This window comes from Paenibacillus violae (genome assembly GCF_032461945.1).
GTDB lineage: Bacteria > Bacillota > Bacilli > Paenibacillales > NBRC-103111 > Paenibacillus_E > Paenibacillus_E violae.
This window is the reverse complement of sequence record NZ_JAWCUD010000001.1, coordinates 1,216,582-1,240,630: the sequence shown is the minus strand read 5'-3', so window position 1 is coordinate 1,240,630 and position 24,049 is coordinate 1,216,582. Positions and strand designations below refer to the sequence as shown.

21 protein-coding genes are annotated in these 24,049 nt (G+C 45.9%); 6 read left to right on the top strand and 15 right to left on the bottom strand.

The genetic code is table 11. The features are described 5' to 3' along the window. Positions 1-12 precede the first annotated feature (12 nt). The 6 genes from RQP52_RS05590 to RQP52_RS05565 form a co-directional block, all read right to left on the bottom strand. Positions 13-1,215, bottom strand: a complete 1,203-nt coding sequence (locus RQP52_RS05590; RefSeq protein WP_315949974.1) for a GntR family transcriptional regulator — start codon at positions 1,213-1,215, stop codon at positions 13-15. Beyond that, positions 1,181-2,398 (bottom strand): trans-sulfuration enzyme family protein, encoded by a 1,218-nt coding sequence (locus tag RQP52_RS05585; RefSeq protein WP_315949973.1) that lies wholly within the window; start codon positions 2,396-2,398, stop codon positions 1,181-1,183. The genes RQP52_RS05590 and RQP52_RS05585 overlap by 35 nt, the downstream gene beginning before the upstream one ends. Then, a complete protein-coding gene (locus RQP52_RS05580; RefSeq protein WP_315949972.1) occupies positions 2,398-3,228 on the bottom strand; it encodes a carbohydrate ABC transporter permease in 831 nt (276 codons plus the stop codon). The genes RQP52_RS05585 and RQP52_RS05580 overlap by 1 nt, the downstream gene beginning before the upstream one ends. Beyond that, positions 3,228-4,109, bottom strand: a complete 882-nt coding sequence (locus tag RQP52_RS05575; RefSeq protein ID WP_315949971.1) for a carbohydrate ABC transporter permease — start codon at positions 4,107-4,109, stop codon at positions 3,228-3,230. The genes RQP52_RS05580 and RQP52_RS05575 overlap by 1 nt, the downstream gene beginning before the upstream one ends. Positions 4,110-4,176: 67 nt before the next feature. Beyond that, complete coding sequence (locus RQP52_RS05570) at positions 4,177-5,547, bottom strand: ABC transporter substrate-binding protein (RefSeq protein WP_315949970.1); 1,371 nt, start codon at positions 5,545-5,547, stop codon at positions 4,177-4,179. 138 nt (positions 5,548-5,685) lie between these two features. Next, positions 5,686-6,723 (bottom strand): glycoside hydrolase family protein, encoded by a 1,038-nt coding sequence (locus tag RQP52_RS05565; RefSeq protein ID WP_315949969.1) that lies wholly within the window; start codon positions 6,721-6,723, stop codon positions 5,686-5,688. 125 nt (positions 6,724-6,848) lie between these two features. Between RQP52_RS05565 and RQP52_RS05560 the strand changes: the two genes are divergently transcribed. Further along, the gene (locus tag RQP52_RS05560) at positions 6,849-7,739 is read left to right on the top strand and encodes an AraC family transcriptional regulator (RefSeq protein WP_315949968.1); all 891 of its coding nucleotides are present in this window, start codon (positions 6,849-6,851) and stop codon (positions 7,737-7,739) included. A gap of 17 nt (positions 7,740-7,756) precedes the next feature. Here RQP52_RS05560 and RQP52_RS05555 read toward each other — a convergent pair whose 3' ends face one another. After that, entirely contained in the window at positions 7,757-9,625 is a 1,869-nt protein-coding gene (locus tag RQP52_RS05555) for an alpha-L-fucosidase (protein WP_315949967.1), read from the bottom strand. 229 nt (positions 9,626-9,854) lie between these two features. Between RQP52_RS05555 and RQP52_RS05550 the strand changes: the two genes are divergently transcribed. Continuing rightward, positions 9,855-10,280 (top strand): hypothetical protein, encoded by a 426-nt coding sequence (locus RQP52_RS05550; protein ID WP_315949966.1) that lies wholly within the window; start codon positions 9,855-9,857, stop codon positions 10,278-10,280. 274 nt (positions 10,281-10,554) lie between these two features. On the opposite strand, the gene RQP52_RS05545 is transcribed toward RQP52_RS05550, so the two are convergent. The 3 genes from RQP52_RS05545 to RQP52_RS05535 all read right to left on the bottom strand — a co-directional run bounded on the left by RQP52_RS05545 (position 10,555) and on the right by RQP52_RS05535 (position 15,516). After that, entirely contained in the window at positions 10,555-12,477 is a 1,923-nt protein-coding gene (locus tag RQP52_RS05545) for a glucosidase family protein (RefSeq protein WP_315949965.1), read from the bottom strand. 213 nt (positions 12,478-12,690) lie between these two features. Next, positions 12,691-13,401 (bottom strand): YebC/PmpR family DNA-binding transcriptional regulator, encoded by a 711-nt coding sequence (locus tag RQP52_RS05540; protein ID WP_315949964.1) that lies wholly within the window; start codon positions 13,399-13,401, stop codon positions 12,691-12,693. A gap of 81 nt (positions 13,402-13,482) precedes the next feature. Further along, positions 13,483-15,516, bottom strand: coding sequence for a Na+/H+ antiporter (locus RQP52_RS05535; RefSeq protein ID WP_315950398.1), 2,034 nt, complete (start codon positions 15,514-15,516; stop codon positions 13,483-13,485). A gap of 440 nt (positions 15,517-15,956) precedes the next feature. Here RQP52_RS05535 and RQP52_RS05530 point away from each other — a divergent pair, with 440 nt between their 5' ends. Both RQP52_RS05530 and RQP52_RS05525 read left to right on the top strand, forming a co-directional pair. After that, positions 15,957-16,388 carry a DUF1641 domain-containing protein gene (locus tag RQP52_RS05530; protein WP_127454156.1) on the top strand — a complete coding sequence of 144 codons (432 nt, stop codon included), beginning with the start codon at positions 15,957-15,959 and terminating at the stop codon, positions 16,386-16,388. A 21-nt stretch (positions 16,389-16,409) separates the two neighbouring features. Then, positions 16,410-17,591 carry an NAD(P)/FAD-dependent oxidoreductase gene (locus tag RQP52_RS05525; protein WP_315949963.1) on the top strand — a complete coding sequence of 394 codons (1,182 nt, stop codon included), beginning with the start codon at positions 16,410-16,412 and terminating at the stop codon, positions 17,589-17,591. An 80-nt stretch (positions 17,592-17,671) separates the two neighbouring features. Here the strand turns inward: RQP52_RS05525 and RQP52_RS05520 are convergent, their stop codons facing one another. Beyond that, on the bottom strand, positions 17,672-18,127 hold the full coding sequence (locus RQP52_RS05520) for a CBS domain-containing protein (RefSeq protein WP_315949962.1): 456 nt from the start codon (positions 18,125-18,127) through the stop codon (positions 17,672-17,674). A gap of 191 nt (positions 18,128-18,318) precedes the next feature. Between RQP52_RS05520 and RQP52_RS05515 the strand changes: the two genes are divergently transcribed. Next, positions 18,319-18,750 carry a MarR family winged helix-turn-helix transcriptional regulator gene (locus tag RQP52_RS05515; protein ID WP_315949961.1) on the top strand — a complete coding sequence of 144 codons (432 nt, stop codon included), beginning with the start codon at positions 18,319-18,321 and terminating at the stop codon, positions 18,748-18,750. Positions 18,751-18,945: 195 nt separating this feature from the next. After that, entirely contained in the window at positions 18,946-19,587 is a 642-nt protein-coding gene (locus RQP52_RS05510) for an FMN-dependent NADH-azoreductase (RefSeq protein WP_315949960.1), read from the top strand. Between the two features lie 136 nt (positions 19,588-19,723). On the opposite strand, the gene RQP52_RS05505 is transcribed toward RQP52_RS05510, so the two are convergent. The 4 genes from RQP52_RS05505 to RQP52_RS05490 form a co-directional block, all read right to left on the bottom strand. Beyond that, positions 19,724-20,638 carry an NAD(P)/FAD-dependent oxidoreductase gene (locus tag RQP52_RS05505; RefSeq protein WP_315949959.1) on the bottom strand — a complete coding sequence of 305 codons (915 nt, stop codon included), beginning with the start codon at positions 20,636-20,638 and terminating at the stop codon, positions 19,724-19,726. Between the two features lie 69 nt (positions 20,639-20,707). Next, positions 20,708-21,187 (bottom strand): RrF2 family transcriptional regulator, encoded by a 480-nt coding sequence (locus RQP52_RS05500; protein WP_315949958.1) that lies wholly within the window; start codon positions 21,185-21,187, stop codon positions 20,708-20,710. A 111-nt stretch (positions 21,188-21,298) separates the two neighbouring features. Then, positions 21,299-22,627 carry an MFS transporter gene (locus RQP52_RS05495; RefSeq protein ID WP_315949957.1) on the bottom strand — a complete coding sequence of 443 codons (1,329 nt, stop codon included), beginning with the start codon at positions 22,625-22,627 and terminating at the stop codon, positions 21,299-21,301. Positions 22,628-22,779: 152 nt separating this feature from the next. Continuing rightward, the gene (locus RQP52_RS05490) at positions 22,780-23,946 is read right to left on the bottom strand and encodes a hypothetical protein (protein ID WP_315949956.1); all 1,167 of its coding nucleotides are present in this window, start codon (positions 23,944-23,946) and stop codon (positions 22,780-22,782) included. Positions 23,947-24,049: the final 103 nt, after the last annotated feature.

Here is a 24,049-nt window from a genome sequence, read left to right as displayed (position 1 = left end):
CCTTTTCCACACTTAGACTTTCGCTGTTAACCGGCCTGTGGATTCCCCTTCTACTAAAGCTGATTTTACGATCCATTTGATGGGCTCATTCATCTTTTCTTTGTTATCTAGCTGTTGAAGCAGCAATTCAACCGATTTCGAACCTATTTCCTGCTCATGCTGGTCAATATGAGTGAACGTACGGTCATCCGTTAGCTCAGAATATGGATTGTCATAGGTAATAAGAGATAAATCATTCGGGACTTTCATCCCGAGATGTTTAACAAGTCCAGCCATAAATAAGCCCAACTTCATGTTCAATGTAATGTATGCGGTTGCCGTGCGATTTTTCATGAACAGATATAGCGGATGCTTTTCAATCAAATTAGTATCGTTTACCTGAAAATCAGTAACAATCAGCGCCGGATTAATCATCGAGCCTTTTTGTTTCAACGCTTCCATATACCCCCGAATCCGTTCGTCAACGGTCATAGTGCCAAGCGAAATATCAGAGCATATGGCAATATCTCGATGCCCCAGCTCCCATAGATGATTGACGGCCAACTGCGCGCTCACCATATTATCCGAGCAGACACAATGCGTTTCAAACCCTGGCAGGAAACGGTCCACCAGCACGAACGGGAATTTGTTCATTTTCAAAATCAAAATTTCTTCATTGTACGTTTCTGCATCAATCGGAAAAATGATAAGCCCTGCCGCCCCGTTATGAATCAATTCCTGAATGGCTTCCTTCTCCCGCTCCTGATTATTGTGCGAAAGGATAATGGATAAGTAGTAACCGGTGTCTTCCAGAGCGGTCTGAATTCCCCTGATTAGTCGGATGGCAAAAAAATCTTCCAAAAAAGGAAGAACTAATCCGATCATTTTGCGCGTAGATGAAGGTCGGCCTGATTCCGTTGTTTGCTTGCCAGAAGCTGATGGATGGTTCTTGGAATCGTTGTCCAAATTCTTATCCGAATTCCCTCCATACTCCGAGCTGACAAAGCTGCCTCTCCCTGGTATGCGGTAGATCCATCCATCTTTCGCGAGCTGCGTTAGCGCATTAGACACCGTCATTCGGCTAACCTTGAATTGCTCCATCAACTGCTTTTCCGTCGGGAATTTGCTATTTACTTCCAGCTCTCCGGAGAGGATCATTTGTTTAAAATGCTCTTGAATTTGCAAATAAAGCGGCTGTCGCTCATCCCTTTTGATTGATTCCCGGATTCTGCTCATATAGCTCCTCCTCAGAAGGGCTCTGTTCGACACATCGCCAGGCTTGATCCAAATCTTGAATTAAATCTTCAGGGTCTTCTGCACCGATGTACAGTCGAACAAGCGTACCTATTTGCGGATCCTTAGCATTCAATGCATGAAAGGCGTTCACATTGATCAAACTTTCGAATCCACCCCAGCTGGCTCCAATCCTGAAAAAGTGCATGTGATCCGCCCAGGCTCTGAGCTTGTCGACGGATTCCCGAGATTCGAAGGAAAATAAGCTGCCGGTGCCCGACATCTGCGTTTTTGCCAGTTCATACTGAGGATGATTCGGCAATCCGGGATGATTTATTTTCGCGACATAACGCTGTCTGCTCACGTATTCCGCAACTTTAAGCCCACTTGATTCATGACGCTGCATCCGTAATGGCAGTGTTCGGAGCCCACGTGTTACCAACCCCGCTGTTTGTGGGGTCATGACGCCGCCGAATAACATGTATTCGTTAGACATTAGCGGGTCCATCAACCGCTTGGAACCAACGACGACACCTCCTAAGCAATCACTATGACCGGAAATATACTTCGTTATGGAATGAACGACGAGACCGACCCCCAGTGTGAGCGGATTTTGGAAACAAGGCGTCGCCCAAGAATTGTCGAGAATCGTTTCCGCTCCAATAGAGGCCGCCAAATCCGTACAACCGCGGATGTCCTGCAGCTGAAAAAACATACTCGTCGGACTCTCCAAATACAGCAACCTTGTATTTGACCTTACGGCGTTTTTCCAATGATCTAGGGTGCTGCCATCGACAAAAGTGGTTTCAACACCGAATTTTTGCAGATAATTGCCTAGAAATTCTCTTGTTGGGCCATATGCTTGATGCGAACAAATCACGTGATCTCCCGACCCTACGATCGACATAATCGCTGCCGAAATGGCCGCCATTCCGGATGCAAAGCATTTTGCCCTTTCTCCCTGCTCTAACTGGACAAGCTTGTCTTCCAGGAATCGCACAGTTGGATTATTGCCTCTTGAATACACGAAATTTTCTTGTTCATTCACTCTTGCCATATTAAATTGTTCATACGTATCGAACGAAAATAAACTTGTCTGGTAAATCGGAACATTGATGGAGCCGTGATGGTGGTCATCATGTTCATCATGCGCCACGATCGAGAATTTTTTTTCATTAATCGTCATCAGCCTTTCACCGCCCCTTGGGTTAGTCCCTCCACGATAAATCGCTGTGCGAGAGCGAACAACAAAATAGTCGGAAGTACAGATAACACGGTTCCAGCGGACATGGAACCCCAATCGACATTAAATTTGAGAATAAACGAATTCATCGCTACCGGCAGTGTTTTCAGCGATTCATTATCAATGAACATAACGGCCAAGAAAAGCTCATTCCAGTTCTGCACGAAAGCGAAGATGAACATGGAGGAGATTCCCGGCATCATAATCGGAATGATGACTCGCATTAACGCAGACAACTGGGAACAACCGTCAATCATCGCCGCTTCCTCCAAATTGGACGGAATGCGTTGGAAGAAGCCCCGCAGCATAATCGTGGAAAAAGGAATCAGAATGACCGTGTACATTAAAACTAATGAGATGCGTTGATTCAGCAAATGCATATTTGACATCATCATATAAAGTGGAGCCAATGAAATAAAACCTGGCAGCATTTGCGTAATGAAGAAACCGAGCATAATTTGCCTATGCCCCCGAAACCGGAATCGAGCCAGCACATAAGCACTGCATATCGCAATCACGATAACAATCAGCGCAGAAGTAATGGAGACAAGCAGGCTATTGGCGATATACACGTTGAATTTGGACACTTTGAAAATGTTAATGTAATTTTGGAAGGTGAATTGCTCAGGCCAATAATGAATCGGATAACTGAAAATTTCCTTCTGTGGTTTCAATGAGGTAATGACGATCCAGTATAAGGGAAAAACCATCAGGACGAAGTAAAAAGAGAGAAAGACAACCTTCGTGAGCCGATACCAGAATTTCCGTTTCATCAAAAGTCACCTACCTTCTCAGACTTCGTTACCATCAAGTAAAATACGGTGTACAAGAACAGCATCACAATCATGATGACGCCAACAGCCGAAGCTGCGCCATAATCCCCGTCATAGATGATTTTGTTAAGCATTAAGGAAGACAGAATGTGTGTGGCGCCTCCCGGCCCTCCATTCGTCATGCCATAAATGAGCGTTGGATCGTTGAATATCCAGATAACCCGCAGCAACGTCGTAGCAATAATGGTTGGCATAATATACGGAATTGTTACATCTAGGAGCTTGCGATAGCTGTTAGCACCATCAATGCTCGCCGCCTCATAGAGCTCAGAAGGGATAGATTGCAGCGCAGCTAGCAGCATGATCGTGAAGAAAGCGATGCCGTACCATACATTTGCGATAATCACAGAGGACATCGCCCACTTAGGATCCGACAAGAAACCAATTCGGTCTTCAATAAGGCCTAGCCGCAGCAAGAGGTCATTAACGACACCGATTTGTGAGTTAAATAGCCATTTCCAAATAAGACCAATGAGAAAACCGGATAATGCCCATGGATAAAAAATAAACCCCTGATATACCCCTCGTCCCCAAAATTTCTTATTTAAAAACAGCGCCAGGATGAACCCCAAAAGAAATTGTAAAATTAACGAAAAGAACACCCAGTACAAGCTGTTTTTCAACGCTGCAAGAAATTGATGATCGCGGAACGCATCCACAAAATTTTGTATACCGACAAAATGCACCTGCTTCAGATTGAATAGCTTGTAATCTTGAAAAGCCATTACAACCCCCTTCAGAAAGGGGTAATAAGTAAAAATAGCGACTAGCAGCAGTGCGGGCAGCAAGCTGGAGAGTATGAATTTTTGCCGAGCACTCACGTCGAACACCTCCCCGGTAAGACAGCAGCGGCAGGCGATGAGCGCCCGCCGCTTGCTGCTTCATTCCTTATTTTTTCATACCTGCCTGCTGCTCCAGCCAAAATTTATCCCATTCCTTCAGAAGGTCATCAGCGGATTTTTTATCCAGCAAATAGGATTGCTGCCCTTTCATGCTCAGCTCTCCCCAGCTTCCATTACCTGGATATTTAAATGGCGGCGTATAGCTAATAAAAGTATCCGCTTTTGCGGTCATATCCAGGAGCGTTTTATACGGCCCTGTTTGAAAGAACGTATCCGCCGTCGCCGACGTATGGATCGGAATCGTGCCGATTTGTTTAGAGAATTCCGTATTTTCTTTCGGACTTGAGAGGTAGGAGATCAATTTCCATGCTTCATTCTTATTTTTGGAATTTGCGGTGATCCCCCAACCTGCAGCTCCAGTACTAACTAATGATTTGCCATTAGGTCCTAGAGGCATGGCTGCCGTCTCTAACGTTTTGGGATCCATTTTGTCCTGAAGAACTTTAATAACGTCAGGATCCTGCAGCAAAATCCCGGTTACGCCTGACGTAAAGGCTTGAACCTGGTCTTGGAAACCCCAGTTGATGGAGTCCGGCGGCGAGGCTTCTTTATAAAGCCTTTTATACAATTCTAGCGCTTGTTTGGCTTCGGGAGTCCCATAGATCGTCTTGCCATCCTTCGTAAATGGCGCATTGTCAAGATTCATGACTTTATCATTGTAATCATAGATCATATGATCAAAATTGCCATTCGCTCCCGGGCCACCCCGGAAGGAGAAGCCGTACCGATTTTGCTTCGGATCGGTCAATTTTTTAGCTGCATCCACCAGCTCATCCCACGTTTTCGGCACGGTTAATCCCTTGGCTTCAAACCAGTCTTTCCGATAAAACATTTGTCTTTGATACAGCGCATTAGCTACAAAGTAAAGTTTGCCACCCGTAGATCCTACAACTTTGGATGTACCGGAAAGTGTTTTACTATCCGCCCAGCTTGATGCATAGGAATCCAACGGCTCAAGATAGCCATTATTGACATATTCGGCTATGTTCAAATCCCTAACCTCTAGAATATCAAGGTCTTGCTTAGCGGCCAGCATCGTCCTGATCTTATTATCTGCTTGGTCGAAAGGCGGCGAAATAAGCTCAACCTTGATGTTCGGATTGTCCTTCTGAAACCGTCCAATCGCATCTTGAAGCAGCTTCGTGCGCTCCGGGCTTGTTAGACTTTCGATCATCTGAAGCGTCACTTGTTTAGCAGCGGGCTCCGTACTTTTCGGAGCGTCAGAAGAAGCCGGCGTACTTCCGCCAGGCGCGGGCGTAGTACTCGTACTTCCGCTTCCGCTGCACCCTGCCAAGCTCCCCAATAACATGACTCCGGCTAGCATAGTTGTCCATCCTTTTATTGCAGCTGCCCCCATATCTCACGGCCTCCCCAAATTTGTTATATTCAACTATATTGTCTTAATTCAATAGATATGTCTTACCTCTTCATGAAAATAAAGAAGCCAGCCTCTGATCATCAGAGACCGGCTAGTTCATTCACAATAGCTTGATCGTTATTCCGAGGCAATCGGCACCACCATGTTCCATGTATGAGATGCTTTGCTGAATCCTCCTGCTCCATCGGCTGTTGCTGCAAACAAATGCGTTGGTTTTCCATCTTGGAAAAGAATGAAAGGTCGCTCGAAACTGCCCATTACCGTCTCCGTACCGTCATCCCAACGAACTTTCCTGGAGTAAGCTTTAGGATTGTCAGATAAATGCCAGGTTAATCCATCTATGGAGTGAGCCTGAATACCTGCATGCAGCTCTCCGCATATGCGACCGTCCATATCTTTGGCGATAAGCTCATATCGCTCACCCGTATGCCAAATAAATGGATCTTCCAGATGAAATTTAGCAGGTGGAAATACAGGATCTTCACTGACTACGCGATAGGGACCTTCGAAATGGTCGGCGCGCGCTGCACCGATCATCATGTTCCCGTGTACATTTCCTTCGTATTGACGTGCTTTATAGATGAGCATGACGGAACCGTCCTCGTGAATAACAGGCGCAGGATTGGAAGTCAGGAAGCTGTCAAAATGCCCTGGTCTTGTCGGTAAAATCGGAGCATCCCTCCGCTCCCAAGGACCGAACACACTCGTAGAAGTAGCGATGCCTATACGCTTATTTGCGCGAGCAACAATACATCGCGGATCTGTAAGTCCGAATTCTTCTCCCGGCTGTACATCAGCCAGAGGATTCGTTGATCCCATATAATAAAGCACATAAGTATCCCCGTGTTTCGTTATATGCGGATTATGCGTGCTGCGGCCGTCCCAATATTCAGCTCCGCGTGCAGGAAGCACAATCTCCTCGAACGCATAGGGCCCTTCCGGTGTATCGGAGACCGCTCGAACAACCTCTGAGTGAACAAGCCAGCCTGGATGCATCGGCAGATGTTTGGGCCACCGGGATGCAAACATGTGAAAGCGTCCATCCTCACCTTTTATCACAGAGCCGCACCACACCCAGTATCCTTCCATCCGAAATCCCCCGTTCTTTGGTGCAGGTTGCAATCTGTCGTACAAGTTTTTAGTTTGAATAGACATATAAATCCTCCTTTATTTTTAAAAGTGATCGTCTCAATTGACAGCCGTTAGCAAGCGGTTTATCCTAAGAAAAATGCGTAAAATGGCAGCGTTCTTGCGTTTTTCGCAGACTGAGGTGTTAACCAATGACGGAATTAACTTCTATCGTCTCGATCGAGCCATCCATTCGGGCAGCTCATTATCATGCCTATTCGGGCAGAGTAAAAGAGAAAAACCGATTTGGCTACAGCTTTGCTTTTCATTTGATTTATAAAGGGTCTGGCTCTGTGCAGATGAACGGCAGAAGTTATCCTTTAAAAAAGGGCACACTCGTATTTATTCCTCCCGGCCTTAAACATACTTTTCACATGAATGAGTCGCAGCCGATTTCTTCTTATGATATGTATTGCGATATTTTCACGAAAAAAAAGACGATTCAGCATCTGTACTTCGATCCTCAGCTCGATTTCGAACCCGGTCTTTTGACAGAAAGCAGACCATGCAAAGAGTTGGAGCAACTAACAGGGATCACGCAGCTAACCCGGTATCCTGAACTTATTCAAACCTTTATTCAGATCGTTCGCATGAATCGATTGGACATTCAATATAAAGCGGAGATTGTAAACAGCCTGCTTTACAGTTGGATTTTACAGCTAGTCAATTTAAATCTGTCAGACAACATCCCTGATTACCGCATTCAAAAGATTATCGATCTCATGGAACAGTATCCCGGGATGAACCCGCCCTATGAGCAGTGGCTTGAAATGTGCCAATTAAAGAAATCCCAGTTCTATAGCATGTTCAAGAAAATGACCGGATTGACGCCAAAAGAGTGCTTCTTTCGAATTAAAATGCAGCGAGCCTATGCGACTATCCATGAAAGTAAACGCTCGATCACATCGATTGCGGAAGATCTGGGATTCTCCTCGGTTCATTATTTTTCACTGCAATTTTCCAAATACTTCGGCCTTCCTCCCTCTGAGCTTAGGAAGCAGACGAAGGTTGCAACAGTGTCCTATTCCAAGAAAGAATCCTGACATAAGGCGATGCAGCGTTAATTCCCAACATCCGTTGTATCAACTTCAACATAGGATTCTTTCTGTTCTTGACTTGTCGACAACGGAATGAACGTAATGGCATGAAGCCTCATGAGCTCGCTCCCTTCGATGGAGACAGGCATCATCAGGAGGTCATGCTCTCCTGCGGCAAGCGTTACTTTGTGCTCAATCTGCATGGGAGCAGCTGTCTCCAACGGTGCAATCTGACCCGGAATCCGCTGCTCACCCAGGCATATCGCATAGCTCCCTCCGTACGCAGGTCCAGGTGCGCTCATGCGGATCAGCAATTTATAGACACCCTGATGATTTAATCTCACACGCCACTTGACGAATTGGTGGATACTTGTCCATTTCCATACATAATCGTTGCCCTTCTTGCCGTCCCCGTAACCAATGCCTTTGCTCACTTCTGCATCAAAAGCTCTTAACGTAGTCGTCTGACTGCCGCTGATTAACCGTCCGGGGTGTACGGCAGGCTCCCCATCTACTTCAATGACCACAACTCGATGATACTTGCTGCTTGCCTGCTCAGGCACAAGGATCTCCCAATCGTAGTAATTCAGTCTGCTGATAGCCAGATGTTCAGCCGATTCATCATCCAGCAACCAAGCTTTCTTGATATGGCTTTTCAAGCCGCCTAGCACCAATTTCCCTTCTTGTGGCCAATCAAAGACGTGAAGATACAGCAGATTGCCTCGCCTCGTAGACTCTCCCCAACTCTGGACGGCAAGCGGCGTTTTCTGGGTACCGTAGATGCTCGCCCCGTTCACAGCTAACCAAGAACCGATTCCTTGCAGGATCGTACGATCCTTCTCATCGATGAGTCCGTCGCCCTTTGGCCCCAGATTCATGAGAACATTACCTCCTCGCGCTGCTGACTTCGCCAACAATTGAACGAAGACCTCTGCCGGCTTGTGCGTATGATCATCAGCGGAATAGCCATACGATTCATTGGTCGTTGGAATTGTTTCCCAGTCACCTTCGCACGGAAAAATCTCTAACGCACGATCTGCCGTATTCACATAATCGGAGAAAGTGTCAAAACCGTATCCATGAGCAAGACGCCCATTGACGACAATGCGATCATCAGCCTCACGAATCGCTTTCAGAATTCTTAAATTTTCTGAAAGCGGCAATTTATGAGGTGTATCAAACCACAAAAGATCCGGCTCATATTTGTTAATTAACTCGACAATTTGCGGGATTGATTTCTGATCCACGTAATAGTCCGCGACCCTGGGTACTAGCTCCGGATGTTCGTTGAACCACAGCTTGCCCTTACCTTCGTATAAGCGGAGGTCGCCTCCCGGATTCGCATATTCCCAATCGTTGCCCGGAGCGTCCGGGTGCTCCCAGTCGAAGGCGTGTGAATAATAAAAACCAAACCGCAGGCCATGCCGTTTGCAGGCATCTTTCAGCTCTTGCAGCGGGTCCCGCTGGAATGGGGTCATCCGTATATCGAACGGATAGGCATCCGACGGATAGATCGCAAAGCCGTCATGATGCTTGGCCGTTATGACGACATACCGCATGCCTGCCGCTTTAAATAGCTGTACCCAAGCATCCGCATCAAATTGTTGCGGATTAAACTTCTCGATGCATTCCCTTTTGTATTCATCAAGACTGATTTTGTGAGCTCTCATTACGTGTTCGGCATAACCTCGCGACGGCTGGCCTTTCCATCTCCCCCCGGTTACCGAATATGCCCCCCAATGAATGAAACAGCCGTAGCGTGCTTCGCGCCACCAAGAAATCCGCTCTTCTTTGTTCACTAACGAAGCAGGCCACCAACTTGCAACTGCCTGTTCAACTGCCAATCGATCTCGCTCTTCTGGATCAAGGATCGTTTTACTAGATTTCGTCATCTTGATGTAGGTCCTCCAAGTAGTTTTCCTACATTATGCCGTCCGATAGCAGATTTGTATTTAGATGAATTTCCGTTTATTTAGATAAATTTCCAGTGTTTTAGGCTCATACTTTCGGGGAACATTGTTCATCATTAATGCCTACAATCCGACAACGCGTTTCGAGCGACATTTTATATACAATCTATTAATCTATTATTAATACTATGATTAAAAAGGAGGACCTGTCGTGGCACATAAAGTGATCAGTGATGAAGAACTATTGTTGCTGCTGTCTCCTATTTGCGATAATCAAGAAACGAACGTGTCTGAGAAGCCGAAACTATCTATGAAACTACTGTATGAACTTATTAAAAAGCTAAAACAAGAAAATGTGATCCTCTCAAATCGGATTGCTGAATATGAGCGCAGATTGGATATCCTGATGGAAAGCAAAGCCCAAGTCGCAAGCAGCGCGGAGATGACCGTCCTAATCGAACCGGCACGATCAACAGAAGTAAAGCATGAGCTTAGCTTATTGCTCTCCTCTAATGATTTAACACCGCGTTCTATGCGGCATCCCTCTCCAAAGAAAAAGTCGATATCGCTTTTATTCTTAAAAGCTTTAACCAAATTGTTCATTCGACGCCGCAGATTCCATCCTTTAAGACACTAAAAAGCCGTCTCCAAAGTAGCCTGTACGACTTTGGAGACGGCTTTTTAAGCCTTGATCTCAAGGAGCGGAACTGTGATCCTCTTTTTCTAAAGAATAAACTGATTTTACAAGTGAATGGGAACTACGAGCCACTATTTCATCAATTTTACCCTCAAAGTAGGGATAATGGCACAAATAGAGCCCTGTAGTTCCGCATCGACCTCAAATCTGCTTATTTTGTAGAAATAGCGGCCCATCGTACCTCTATCATGCATGCACATCGAGCACATACATCCTATTTCTTAATTTCAAACGCTGTCCCTACCGCCCCTTCAAATTTAACGAAGCCATCCTTATCCGAGACAATCAGCTCTAATCTTCCACCCTGTCGAGTTACAATCAAATCCAGCTCTCGCCCACATAGATGAACAGATCGAAGCGCCATATGATCCCAAGCATCCGGCAATCTGGGCTTACAAATAAAGCTGCTTAGCCCTGTAGGCTGAAGCCCGAAAATGCCCTCGGTCATAACGCGGCCATATAACGCGCTTTCCGCGGATAGATGCCTCTGATTGCCTTCCGGATACGCCTCAACAGCATATGGGACATGATTTCCTAAGAGTCTCCGCCGCGAATACGAAAGTAAATAGGAGATCGCCTCCTCCGTTGCCCCTACGACAAATAACCCCCGTAAGGCATAAAGCGTAGAACGGTCCCAAAAAGTAGTGTCTCCAGCTTGTGTAACTAAACCGTCTTCTGACCATAGCCGTGGAGATAGCAAAGCTTGTATCGTTCCGGATTTGCGCTCCTCGATGCCCATAACTAACGGCGAACAAATCCATGATCGCAAGAGATCATTCCCGTCGTAATATCGATACGTGTCATAGCCTTCCACTACGGCACCGAAATATTGTTCAATAGCCTCATACAGTTCCTGAGCGGAGGAAACATATTGTTTGGCAATTGCCTCATCGCCAAGTTCTCGTGCTAAACGCGAACCATAAACATACGCGGCATAAGCCAAACAAGAGGTGGATAGATTCGCAGAACCGCTTGGAAAGCGCCCCTCCAACTCGTCGGAATCCGATGCGATTACGCCGTCCTTATTCTTTTGCTTTTCACAGAAGGTTAAACACCACATTATAGCTGGCCATAGTTCAGACGCAACAGCCCGATCACCTGAGCTAAGCGCAAAAAGCGCCGCTCCGTAAGCATACATCGCCGCATCGCCCCGGTCTCCCGCTCCTTCCCAGATATCACTGCCTTCTGCAATGATAGAGCTTGGAATCGGTTGATAGTCCGGTCCCATGAAAGCCGTATATAACCGCAGCGCATTACGTGTTGCTTCATTTCCAAGCGCATATCCCAGATAAGGGAAAAAGGGGCCGGCGTATTCCACTTGGTCATTGGTCCAGATAGCCGCATAATAACGTCCACCCCCAGGTCCATGCGTGGGTCCATTTTTCGTCTCAAAAATACTTTCCGCGGCTCTTACTTTCGCAAATGCAAACATTTGATTGAGAACCGGATCCGGCGTTTCTAAGCGTAAATTTTGATTCAATTGCTTAATCAAATTAGACCTCTGTTCCTTTTCCTGACGAACATCCGTCCTTACATCTTTTTCTTGCATATGCCTTGCACTAATGCGAAGACTGAAATGGCATGCCTCCTGCGGGCCGAGCCTATACTCGCTGGCAGCATCATGCGAAACTTCAATGAAATAAATGCCGGATACTCCTTTTACGGTTTTTCGCGACAAGGAAGAATTGATTTTAATAGAAACAGCTTGATCTGATGTATTCGTCACCACGAATTTCTCATAAACACTTTTCGAACTCGTTGAAGGAAAAAGGGTTCTCTCTATCCTTATCCCTTCATCCGCTTTACTTCGGATATACAGCAAACCATTGAATTGAAAGCATATCGGCTTTTCATTCACATTCGGATTTCCATTTATCCATAGAGTCGGCATCGAGGCCAGCTCAAAATCATGGATCAAGCTGCCGTGCGTATCATTTGGAATCGTCCTAAGGGTAGGCCAGACGACTTTGCGGGACAGAATCAGCTTTCCTTCTTGGTTGACACCGTAGCTGACAATAACGGACACTTTCTTGCCGCTCATTTCAAGATGATCTTCGTGAGCGTCTACGTGGTCTTGAGGTATGTTCCATTGGATACCATGATCTAGCAAACTCCATCTTTCCGGATGTTTAGACACTTTTTCCCCTCCTGGTAGAACCGTTGATATGGATGTCCATATTCTATGCGTATTCTTTCGGGTTAAGCATATGTCTAGTTTGCGAGTCATGTATACGTCATCCATGTTTGCACCATGCACCCATATTGGGAGAACATCGCAATATTATGAAATTGGGGTGCAAAAAAAGACCCGCGCGCGTCGCGCGGGTCTTTTAAACTAATCCTATATGAATTATTCCACGTTATGATAAACCTGCTGTACATCTTCCAAATCTTCTAAAGCTTCGATCAATTTATCGAATTGGACTTGTCCTTCATCCGACAAAGTGACGTTATTTTGAGCCAGCATCGTCAACTCAGCAATCGCGAACTCGCTAATGCCAGCTTGTTTGAAAGCTTCTTGAACAGCGTGGAACTGCTCTGGGTCTGCATAGACCATAACCATTTCATCTTCTTCCACGATGTCGCGAACGTCAACATCCGCCTCAAGCAAAACTTCCATGACTTCATCCATGCTTTTGCCTTCTAAGCCGATAACCGCTGTCGCATCAAACATATAGGCGACAGAGCCGCTTACACCCATATTCCCGCCATTTTTATTAAAAGCCGAACGAACCGCTGGCGCCGTGCGGTTCACGTTATTTGTGAGTGCGTCGACAATGATCATCGACCCATTTGGCCCAAAGCCTTCATAACGAAGCTCTTCATAAATTTCATCTGAGCTGCCTTTTGCTTTATCAATAGCGCGATCGATAATCGCTTTCGGTACATTGTACGTTTTGGCCCGTTCTAGAACAACTTTCAATGCACGATTCGCTTCAGGATCCGGTTCGCCCTTGCGTGCAGCTACATAAATTTCAAGTCCGAATTTCGCATAAATTCTACTTGTGTTAGCGTCTTTTGAGGCTTTCTTTTCTTTAATGTTATTCCACTTACGGCCCACGTTTGTTCCCACTTTCTGTTTTTATCTCATTTAACATAATAACCTATTTTCATTCAAAAAGTAAAAATAAAATCACTGAAATTAGCCAATTCCTTCAAGCTCATAGAGCGATGCTTCTCTGTTCCGAATGATTCGTCGAAGCAAGGAGGCCATATCGCGTGTGATGTCGCCCCGCTCATAGAACCATTGCACGGCATCGCGCTCCGCCTGTATAGCGATCCAATGCAGCTCACGCCGGCTGTCGATGAAGGAAGAATCTTTGCGCCTTGAGCCGAACGCGAACCTGCGCAGTCTGTCCACCATTTGCTGGTAGTAGTCCAGCACGCCCTCTGTTGCATCATCGCTTTGGTAGGCGCAGCGTTTGGAGAATTCTTCAACGACAGCTTGGCTGCATTGCATTTTCAATGTCCGAATCTCTGCCAAATCAGGCTCTACAATATTAGAAGCAAGGCGCGGCCGCGTCAAGAACGTAAATAGAAGTTTCAAGCGGCGCCAGATGTTCTTGACTAGCACTTTACCTAAGTCGAGTTTATTGGCCAAAATTATTTCTACTTGTTCCAGCATGTTTAAATAATAATTAGCCTGCTCACGGCTCACTTGTCCGTTTTCCAGACGCTCATGCACAACCTTGCGTTCAATATCCAGAGCCAGCAGCCGCATCTCGGCTTCTTCTTGTTGGAATCGCGGCAGACGTTTCAAGTTACCGTCCTTTTGACCAAGCTGCTGCATCATTAATTTGTAATCGCCAATTACCGTACCTACAACAACCTCATTCTTCTCGTTGCTAGTGTTCTGAAGAGCTCGAACGGCTGCAGCCATAACCTCCAGCTGCCACTCACGCTCCATTCTTTCCTGTTCCGCATCGCCGTCCGTATTTTTCTTCTTAGCGATCAGCGGGAGCACAATGCTTGCGGTCAGAAGAGAGAACAAAATAATGGAAGAGGCAAGAAAGATGATAAGGTCCCTTTGCGGAAACGGAGCGCCATTTTGCAAAATAAGCGGTATGGAGAAAGCACCTGCCAGTGTGATCGCTCCACGTACTCCCGAAATCGCCGTTAACGATAACATACGCAAGCTAGGTACCTCTTGATTCGTATTTCCGAACCAGCGCCCCCCTCTTGCAAAAATAAACGTCCAAACAAAACGCAGGACCAAGAGTAAAACAAAGATGAGAAGGGCATAACCGATCACTTTGAAATTATCGAAATGAGGATCTTTGAGAATCGTCCTGGATACACCCGGGATTTGCAAGCCCAGAAGAACAAAAACCAATCCATTCAGAACAAACAAAATGACTGACCATGTTGAATTAGAAACATTTCGAAGATTCGGCATCGTAAAGGCCAATCGCTCATTCTCGATCGCATGTACGAGTCCACCTGCTACCGCCGCCAAAATACCCGATACGCCTAACTCCTCGGCGATTAAATAGAGCATAAAAGGCGTCAATATTTGCAGCAGCATATGCATCGTCTCATCCTCAAGTCCTGCACGGCGCAGCAGCTGGCGAATGCCAATAATTAAAAAGGCGACTAGCGCTCCAATCACCAGGCCTCCAATGGAGATGACGATAAAGCTTAGACTTGCTTTGGGGAACGAAAACACACCGGTGACCGCCGCGGCAATAGCGAACTTGAAGGCGACGAGGCCGGACGCATCGTTCATTAAGGCTTCTCCTTCAAGGAGCCGCATCAAGCTTTTAGGCAAATGAATACGACCGGCTAAGGCACTGACGGCTACGGCATCCGTAGGCGAGAGAATCGCGGCTAATCCGAATGCCGCGGCCAAAGGGATGGAAGGAATCAACCAGTGGACAACATAGCCCACAACACATACCGTTATGAAAACGAGACCCACGGCGAGAAGCAGGATCGGCGCGCGCAATTTCCACAGCTCGTCTCTCGGTGTATGCTTGCCATCGTGATATAACAACGGAGCAATGAACAGCAGAAAGAACAATCCCGGTTCCAGTTCCAGGTGAATACCTAACGGTACAATCACCAGAACGGCCCCCAAGGCAATTTGAATCAATGGTATGGGGATAAACGGTACAAAGCGGTTCACGACATTGGATACTCCAATTAGAACCAATAAGATCAGAATAATAATAAACACATTCAAGTTTTATGTCTCCTTCCCCGATAAGTGCTATGTACAAACGATTACCACTGCTGCTTTTGTGGCGTTCTTGTGTAGTATTTCAATATTTTTCTTAAAGAATCCTTCCGAGATCAGCAAAAAACGACATCCGATCCATAGGACCAAAGCCTAGGAACCATAAGTCGTATTCGACGGGATGCACCTGGTTTTCCTGTACGGCTTTTAACAGGTTTTGTACCCCATTTTCAGCTAATGTTCACAAATTTGAAATATTTTCAATTATAATTTTGTGTCCATTAGGTGTACAATACCTAAATACGGTTTATATCCAATTGTGCGATGTTGCTTGACATTTTCTTATGTGAAAAATGTTACAACCATGTGGGAAACGATTGTTTCACCCGTACACATTGCGACAGTACCCGATTTTTTTCATCGCAAAGGAGGATTTTCATATGTCACAGACATCTGCTGTTCAAGAAGTGGCAGCAACGGCTGCTGCGGAACCAAAATCGTTAGACGTACTCGACCAATTGCTTAAGCCTGAGGTGCAACAATCTCTGACTGTTCTGGTCGATAATCTGCCTAAACTGGCAGAAATGGTGACTGTGTTAACCAAAGCTTATGATTTTGCGCAAAGTGTAGCTACAGACAAAGTATTGATCAACGATTTTGCCCATGGTATTGGCGAGTTTGTTAAACCGGTACAAGAAAAGGCAAAAGACATTGCATCCGCGGCTATTGAAGCTGGCGAACGCTCGCAGGCTGATGCAGGAGCAACAATCGGTCTATTCGGAATACTAAAAATGCTGAAAGACCCAGAAGTGCAGAAAACACTTCGTTTTGCACAAGCATTCTTGAACGTACTTGCTGAACGTAAAAACTAATACGGACTAGGGATGATAACGATGGCTAAACAAATACTTATTCTTGGCGGCGGTTATGGCGGCCTTTTGACCGCACTAACAGCGCGCAAACATCTGACAGCTTCAGAAGCAAACATAACAATCATCAACCGTTTTCCTACGCATCAAATTATTACGGAATTACACCGTCTTGCTGGCGGAACGATTAAAGAGCAAGCCGTTGCTCTTCCTTTGCAAAGATTACTTGGCAACAAACAAGTAAATATCGTGGTTGATACGATCAAAGAAATTAAACCGGATGATAAAAAAGTCATTACTACTAGTGGCGCAGTACATACTTACGATGCGCTGGTCGTTGCTCTTGGCAGCGAAACGAACTACTTCGGCATTCCCGGACTGGAAGAGAACAGCATGGTTCTCAAATCAGCTTCCGATGCGAACCGTATTCGCGAGCACGTTGAAGCGCGTCTGGATGCTTACAAAGCATCCGGCAACAAAGCTGACGCAACAATCGTTGTTGGTGGCGGCGGTCTAACAGGCGTTGAGCTTGTTGGCGAATTCGCGGATAAACTGCCTGAAGTTTGCCGCAGCAAAGGCATCGATTTCAGCGATGTCTCCATCTATTGCGTAGAAGCAGGTCCTGCTATTCTGCCAGTATTCCCTAAAGTGCTGATCGAGCGAGCGGTGGAAAGCCTTGAGAAACGTGGCGTCACTTTCTTGACTGGCGTTGCCATTACCGAAGCTACTAAAAACACGGTATCACTGAAAAGTGGACAAACCATCGAATCGAATACGATTATTTGGACTGGTGGTGTGAAAGGTAACCCGGTTGTCGGCAGCTGCGGAATCGCAGAAGATCGCGGTCGTGCGACTGTCACTTCAACGCTTCAATCCACTTCCCACTCGGATATCTTCCTTGCAGGTGACTGCGCGGTTGTATTCCCTGAAGGTGGCGAAAGACCATACCCTCCTACTGCACAGCTTGCATGGCAAATGGGTGAAACCGTTGGATACAACCTATCCGTTCAAGTCAAAGGTGGAGCAATGGACAAATTCGTTCCTGTATTCTCCGGAACACTTGGCAGCTTAGGCCGCAAAGACGGTATCGGAACAATTGGCGGTAACAACACACAGCTGAAAGGCTTACCGGCTTCCTTGATGAAAGAAGCAAGTAATATTCGTTACTTGTCGCATATCAACGGTCTGTCCGCTTTAGCTTATTAATGTCGCAAAAAAAGGATGCCCCCAACCTCTCGAGGCTGCCCGGACATCCTTTTTTTCCTTTTTCTAACTTTCGTATCCGCTTACAATAAAGTTTGAAATGAATGCCGGATGACGTCTCCCCTGCTAATGATGCCAACTAATACGCCGCGATGGACCACCGGCAGTTTTTTTATTCGTTTTTTACCCAAAATGGCCGCGATTTGCTCGATATCTTCTTCCGCATCTACCGCAATCACTTTCTTTTGAGCGATTCTCATGACACACATGGGAAGCAGACTGCGAACTCTCTCATCAAACTCTTCGTCGTCCCCTTTGATCACAGCCGTGTACATATAAGATCCGAATACATGATCATCATGCTTGCCGATGTAGCGCATAATATCTCCGTCACTAATATACGCAACCACTTCATTCCGCTCATTGACAACTGGAAGCCCGCTGATTCTGTATTTAATAAATTTCTCAATCACATCGCGAACAGGGTCGTTTTCTTTTACTTTGTAAACTTGGCGAACCATGATCTCTTTTGCTTTCATGACGATCCCCCCATATCATTTGCCTTCTGATGAATCTAGATGTATAATGCAACTATATATTTGTATTATACAACTATATACAGGGAACTTCAATTGTAATTCGTACCCTATTCTGAAACATATTCAAAATGAACCTAGTATGTTACGATAAATTCATAGTCATTTCTACTAAATTATAAACGAGGTACTCCATGTCCGAAAAGATCGATCATCCCGCTGAAACGATTGAGCTCGAACTCGCCATCCTCATGCGCCGGTTTCTAGCAGCAACGACCAATAGAAAAATCGGCACGTTGGACCGTTCCGCCTATCTATTACTCCATCAGATTTCTTCGAACGGCTCGTCTGGTGTGAAAGCTTTGGCGGAGGAGTTCCAGTTGGATATCTCGACAATCAGCCGACAGACCGCTTCACTGGAGCAAAAAGGTTACGTCTATCGGATTCCTGATCCTCAAGATGGACGTGCCTACTCGCTGCAGATCACGGAAAGCGGCGCCGCGGAGCTGGCCTCCAACAAGCAGGCTCGCTATGAACGTGTTGCGGAGCTACTGCGAGATTGGCCCGCAGAAGATCAGCAAAAATTCGGTGAGCTCCTAAGTAAATTTAACAGGATCTTTGCTTAACACAAAAAAGGCTTGCCCTACTGGGCAGCCTTTTTTGTGTTATCCTTATCTACCACTATGTGTCAATAGACAGGAGCATGTTTTTATAGTAACATACTAAATGTTAGTGATTGAGGATTAGTTACTCCTGACTCATTGTCGGGTGATCATAAACCGGAATCTCATTCCGATATTCGTAGAAAGAAGGAATTTACAATGTCAACTGTTCTTTATATCTCTGCTCACCCTATGCAAGGTGAAGCATCTTATAGTACTAGCGTTGGGAACCAATTTATTCAATCTTACCGCGAAGCTAACCCGAATGATGAAGTGATTTACCTTGATCTCTTTCAAATGGACATTCCGCGCATTGACGCCGATGTACTCACCGCTTGGGGGAAACTAGGTTCTGGCACAGCATTTGATCAATTAACTGCCACTGAGCAAAAGAAAGTTAGCCGTCTATCCGAGCTTGTTGATCAATTCGTTGCAGCAGACAAGTATGTATTCGTCAATCCGGTGTGGAACTTCTCCTATCCGCCTGTACTCAAAGATTATATCGACGCGATCTGTGTCGCAGGCAAAACCTTCAAATACGTAGCTGGTGTGGGTCCTGTTGGACAGTTGACTGATAAAAAAGCCCTTCACATTCAAGCTAGCGGCAGCGTCTTGTCTCCTGGATCGGCTTACGCTGATTTCGAAATGAGCCATCGCCATTTGGATACGATCATGAAATTCTTAGGTGTACCAAGCTTTGATGCTATTTTTGTAGAAGGCATGGCTGCTGCTTCCGATCAAGCTCAAGCAATTAAAGATAAAGCCGTTCAAGAAGCTCGTACCCTAGCATTAACTTTCTGATTTCTATCTTACAAACATCAAAACCAGCCCTCGTGAATTTGACGAGAAGCTGGTTTTTTTACATCCGAATACTGGATTATTAATTAGCTCATGATAATAAGAAAACGAAATTGCTGATGCGGCGTCCAGCATTTATCTAACCCTGGCGATCCCATGCCTCTATAAGCAGCTCATTATTAATCCCGGCACCAGCTAAAGCACCTAATGAGGCGGCTGCAATCGCTTGATACATTTCTGAAGAGGCGTCACCTGCACCATAAATACCCGGAACATTCGTTTTCCCAAAAGCATCAACGACAATGGCCCCGGCTTCCGTCATGTGGCAACCAAGCGTTGGCGGGATATCAGATCCGGCAGCCAGCTTTGGTGCGAAGAAAATGCCCGTGCAGGGAACAATCCTGCCATCTTCCAAGATCACCTGCTGCACCATGCCCTTGTCTGACTCAATGCGTAAAATCGGTGAATCAAACACAGATACATGATGCTGCTTGAGTTCTGCGCGTTGTTCATCGGTTAATTCATCGGGTCCATTCGTGCAAATGACATAGTCCGAGGTCCACCCTGCCAACAATTTGGCCATATGCATCGCCTTCGCGCCTTTTGTAATAACGACAAGCGATTGGTCTCGCAGCTCCCATCCGTCGCAATATGGACAAACGAACGCGCTTGTGCCATACACTTCAGCTAAGCCCTCAATATCGACCGGAAGGTCTTTCATGCCTCCGGCGAACAGCAGTTTTTTCGCTCGATACGTACTGCCTTGTGCGGTCGTTATTTGAAAGTCACCATCTGCGCCTGTTATCGTTACCGCAGTCTCATCAGCAAACTGTACGGATGGATACGCTTGAATCTGTTCTCTCGCAATCCGCCGAAATTCTCCCGGAGTTATGCCGTCCCGTGTGAGAAAACCATGCGTGTGCCGTGTTACTCGATTACGAGGCCTTCCTTCGTCGATGACCAGGACGTTTTTTCTGGCCCTCCCTAACACAAGCGCTGCATTCAATCCTGCCGGCCCACCGCCAATAATCCCTACATCCATAAGTTGTTTCATCTAATCACTCTCCTGGATCTCTAATATCCATAATATAGCTAGAAGAAGCTAATAGCTCCTTGTTACTACTTATTTATTACTTTTTGATGCTGCTGAATCAAGTGCCCCTTGAATCGTGTGCCGCTGTAAATAATGAACCATCTGCTGTTCAGCACCATCCATCACTTTTTTAACCAAACACTCACACCCATTGCCTGCATGATGGTCGGAATGATGCGAATCCTGAACGTTTGATTCAAAAAATAACTGATGCTGCTGTGAATCCAGATTGAAACATTCATACATCTTCTGACGGCCTTCCACAACCTGAATGACATCAAGAAACGTAATCAGATTTGCTGATTTAGCCAACTCGTAGCCCCCACTTGCACCTGTCATTGCACGCACGATGCCATCCTGCCGCAGCTTCGACATGATTTTGGACAGATAGCTCTCGGAGACTCCTAGGAGCGCAGCCAATTCCTTAATGCCTACATGTTGACCTCTTTCAGCGCGAGCTAAATGAATGATGGCATGCAGAGCATGGCCTGTGCTTTTGGAGAATTGCATGAATAACACCTTCCAGCGATTAAAATATACTCTTTACCCTTATGGACCTGCAATATCCATAATAGCTAACCTTCACTCATTTTACAAGTCATTGATTTCTTTTTGCGAACATCAATTTCCAGCCTGTTGCACTTTTTTACCCGAAGACTTGTACCACAATAACATCCCGATTGAAACCAAACCAATTAGCAGCAATAAGCCATACACATGCTGATAGGACAAAGCAAGGCTCGTATGCGTTTGAACCTCGAGCAAAATGCCGCACACAGCGACGGAGATCGATCCGCCACAAAACTGGATCAACTGCATCAGTCCCATGCCTGAACCGATGAGCGTTTTCGGAAGAATACGCGAAGTCTCGTTGTTTAAAGAGGACAGCGTTGCTGAAAATGCTGGCGAAAAGCAAATATACCCGACAAGCACAACGATGGAAGAAGTACCTACGACCGCGTAAAAAAGCAGCATAACTATAGAAAGCACGATGTGTCCAATCAGCAGAAACCGCAGATTCCCATAGGTGTCAATCCAGCGACCGACGAAGCGAGTCAAAAATGCCGATAATATGGCACCTGGAGCAATCGTCAATCCGATTTCCATCGCTGTGCGATGAAACAAGTTTGCCAGTACTAGCGGCATCAGAAATAGATTTCCAAGATTTAAAACCAACACACAAAACCCAATGACGACCAATTTACGAAAATCATGATTCCTCAATAATTCCGGGTTGATGAACGTTTCTTTCCCCCGCCTCAAATGCCAAGCATGCAGCAAGAAGGATACAACGCTGACTACGATCCAAATCATAGATAATTGCGTCACCGCTAATAGTACGGTAGCAGCATTGACAACGGTTAAGATCGCCCCGACGAGATCGAAACGGAAAGGCTGAGAGTCCTCCTTCGGAAGCAAGCGGAGCAGCACTGGCAGGATGACTAAGACGAGGCAAGTGATCGCAAACAGTCCGTTCCAGCCAAAATATTCACTGATAAGCCCTCCTACAATCGGGCCTAATCCAAATGCCATGGCACTTCCAGCTGAGATCATGGCGATGGCAGAGCCGCGTCTCTCTAAGGGCACGTATCGGCTCGCCAGCACCAAACCTAGCCCGGCCATGACACCGGCACCCGCGGATTGCAGGATACGAGCGGCAAGCAAAGCGCCGAAACTGTGCGCAAAAATCCCGTATACGGAAGAGAGGCCAAGCACAAGCAGCCCTACTGTCAGCAGCTTTCTTAACGGCACAATGTCCGTTAACCTGCTGTAAATAACCGTAGATAACGCATATCCAATGGAATAGCTAGAGATGACCCACGCCCCGAGATCCGCAGATATTTGGAGATCACCAATAATACTAGGGATAGAAACATTAAACATCGTCGTATTCATGATAACGATAAATAAGCCGACCGTCCAAACCGGCAGCACAACTTTGTCATTCAAATCCTTTCACCTCAACACATGTTTGTTGTATGTAGCATGCCATCTTCTGTCAATTTCTAAACTCATTGTATCATACAAGTAGTAGTGAAGTAACCATTTATCGAAAAAACCGCGCTAAGCGCGGTTCGAGAATGTTTATTTTCAACACAAGCTTATTTCTCCGTTCCCTGTAAACCCACGTGCATAACCGTACGACTTCCACCCCACGTTGAGATGAAATCCACTTGACTGGAGCAGGAGCGGCTCTCGTAATTGGCATGGCCTGTTTTATCCTGTGCCTTCCCAGTCCCTGGACTATGGATATTATCCAGAAAATCGACTTTACCGTCCGAACTGTCATATGCGATGCCAAAAGATCGCCATTCATCATGAGCGGTCTGCAATTCCTGAGCCGAGTACGATCCGCCGATCTCCAAATAACCCGTTGCCCCGGCATTTGCTTTCGTGCTGTTCCATATCGCTTGTGTCAATGGGCTGCAGCCGGTAATCGCATAAGACTGCTCAGCGGCTAGAATCGCATCGTCGATCTTGGCTTTCTTTTTGGCCGCTTCTTTCTCCTCAGCGATTCTGGTCTCATGGGCATGTACCAAAGATGTCAGGGCAATCTGTATTTTTTCTTTTGCCGCTTTGATTCTTTGATTAAGTGACAATATCTTTTCTCTTTCGAGGTCGGTATTGTTATCTTTCTCCCATAAAGCAGCATGCCGTTCCTTATCCGCCTCAACGAGATCAAACGCGAATGATTTATCCAGCTCAATAATTCGGTCGAGGTTGAAGACTCCCTGGGTTTGCTTACTTGCGATATCAGCAGCTAACAGTTCATTTGATTCTACATAAGTTCCCATATCGAAACTTTTGAAGGGAATCACTTTCTTCGCTGTAAGGAAGGTAAAAATATTCCGTACATTCTTCTCACTCGGATCACCAGAGAAACCTTGATCATCCATCTGTGCTCCCGTGCATTTATCCCTAAGCGTTTTCCATTCCGAGTGACTAAGTTCTTTGGGAATAATCTCAAATTGTTTATCCGAAGTACACCACTCATAGAATACCTTAACATCCTCTTTGTCCAAGTCGCTCCAATGTTCATCGATTTGGGCCATTAATTTTGTTTGCTGCTTAGGGGCAGGCCATCTCATAGCTTGAATCATTGGCGTCCCGACTATCATCTGCTGGACAGCTTTATTTCCGATTGTTCGTTGTAATTGTAAGAGGGATGAATAGGGATGATTCGACACATTCTGCTGGGTACTTGGCCTTCTTAAATTCCCTCCTTGTGACGGCTGTTTAGCTGCTTGACTCGAAATACGTGCGTGCATTGGGCTCCCCCTTGCAAGTCTACATCAGGATACGAATTCGACATTATCTTATCATATTCGCCACACCTTGGATATATTTTCCTTACTCAAAAAAACCTTATCT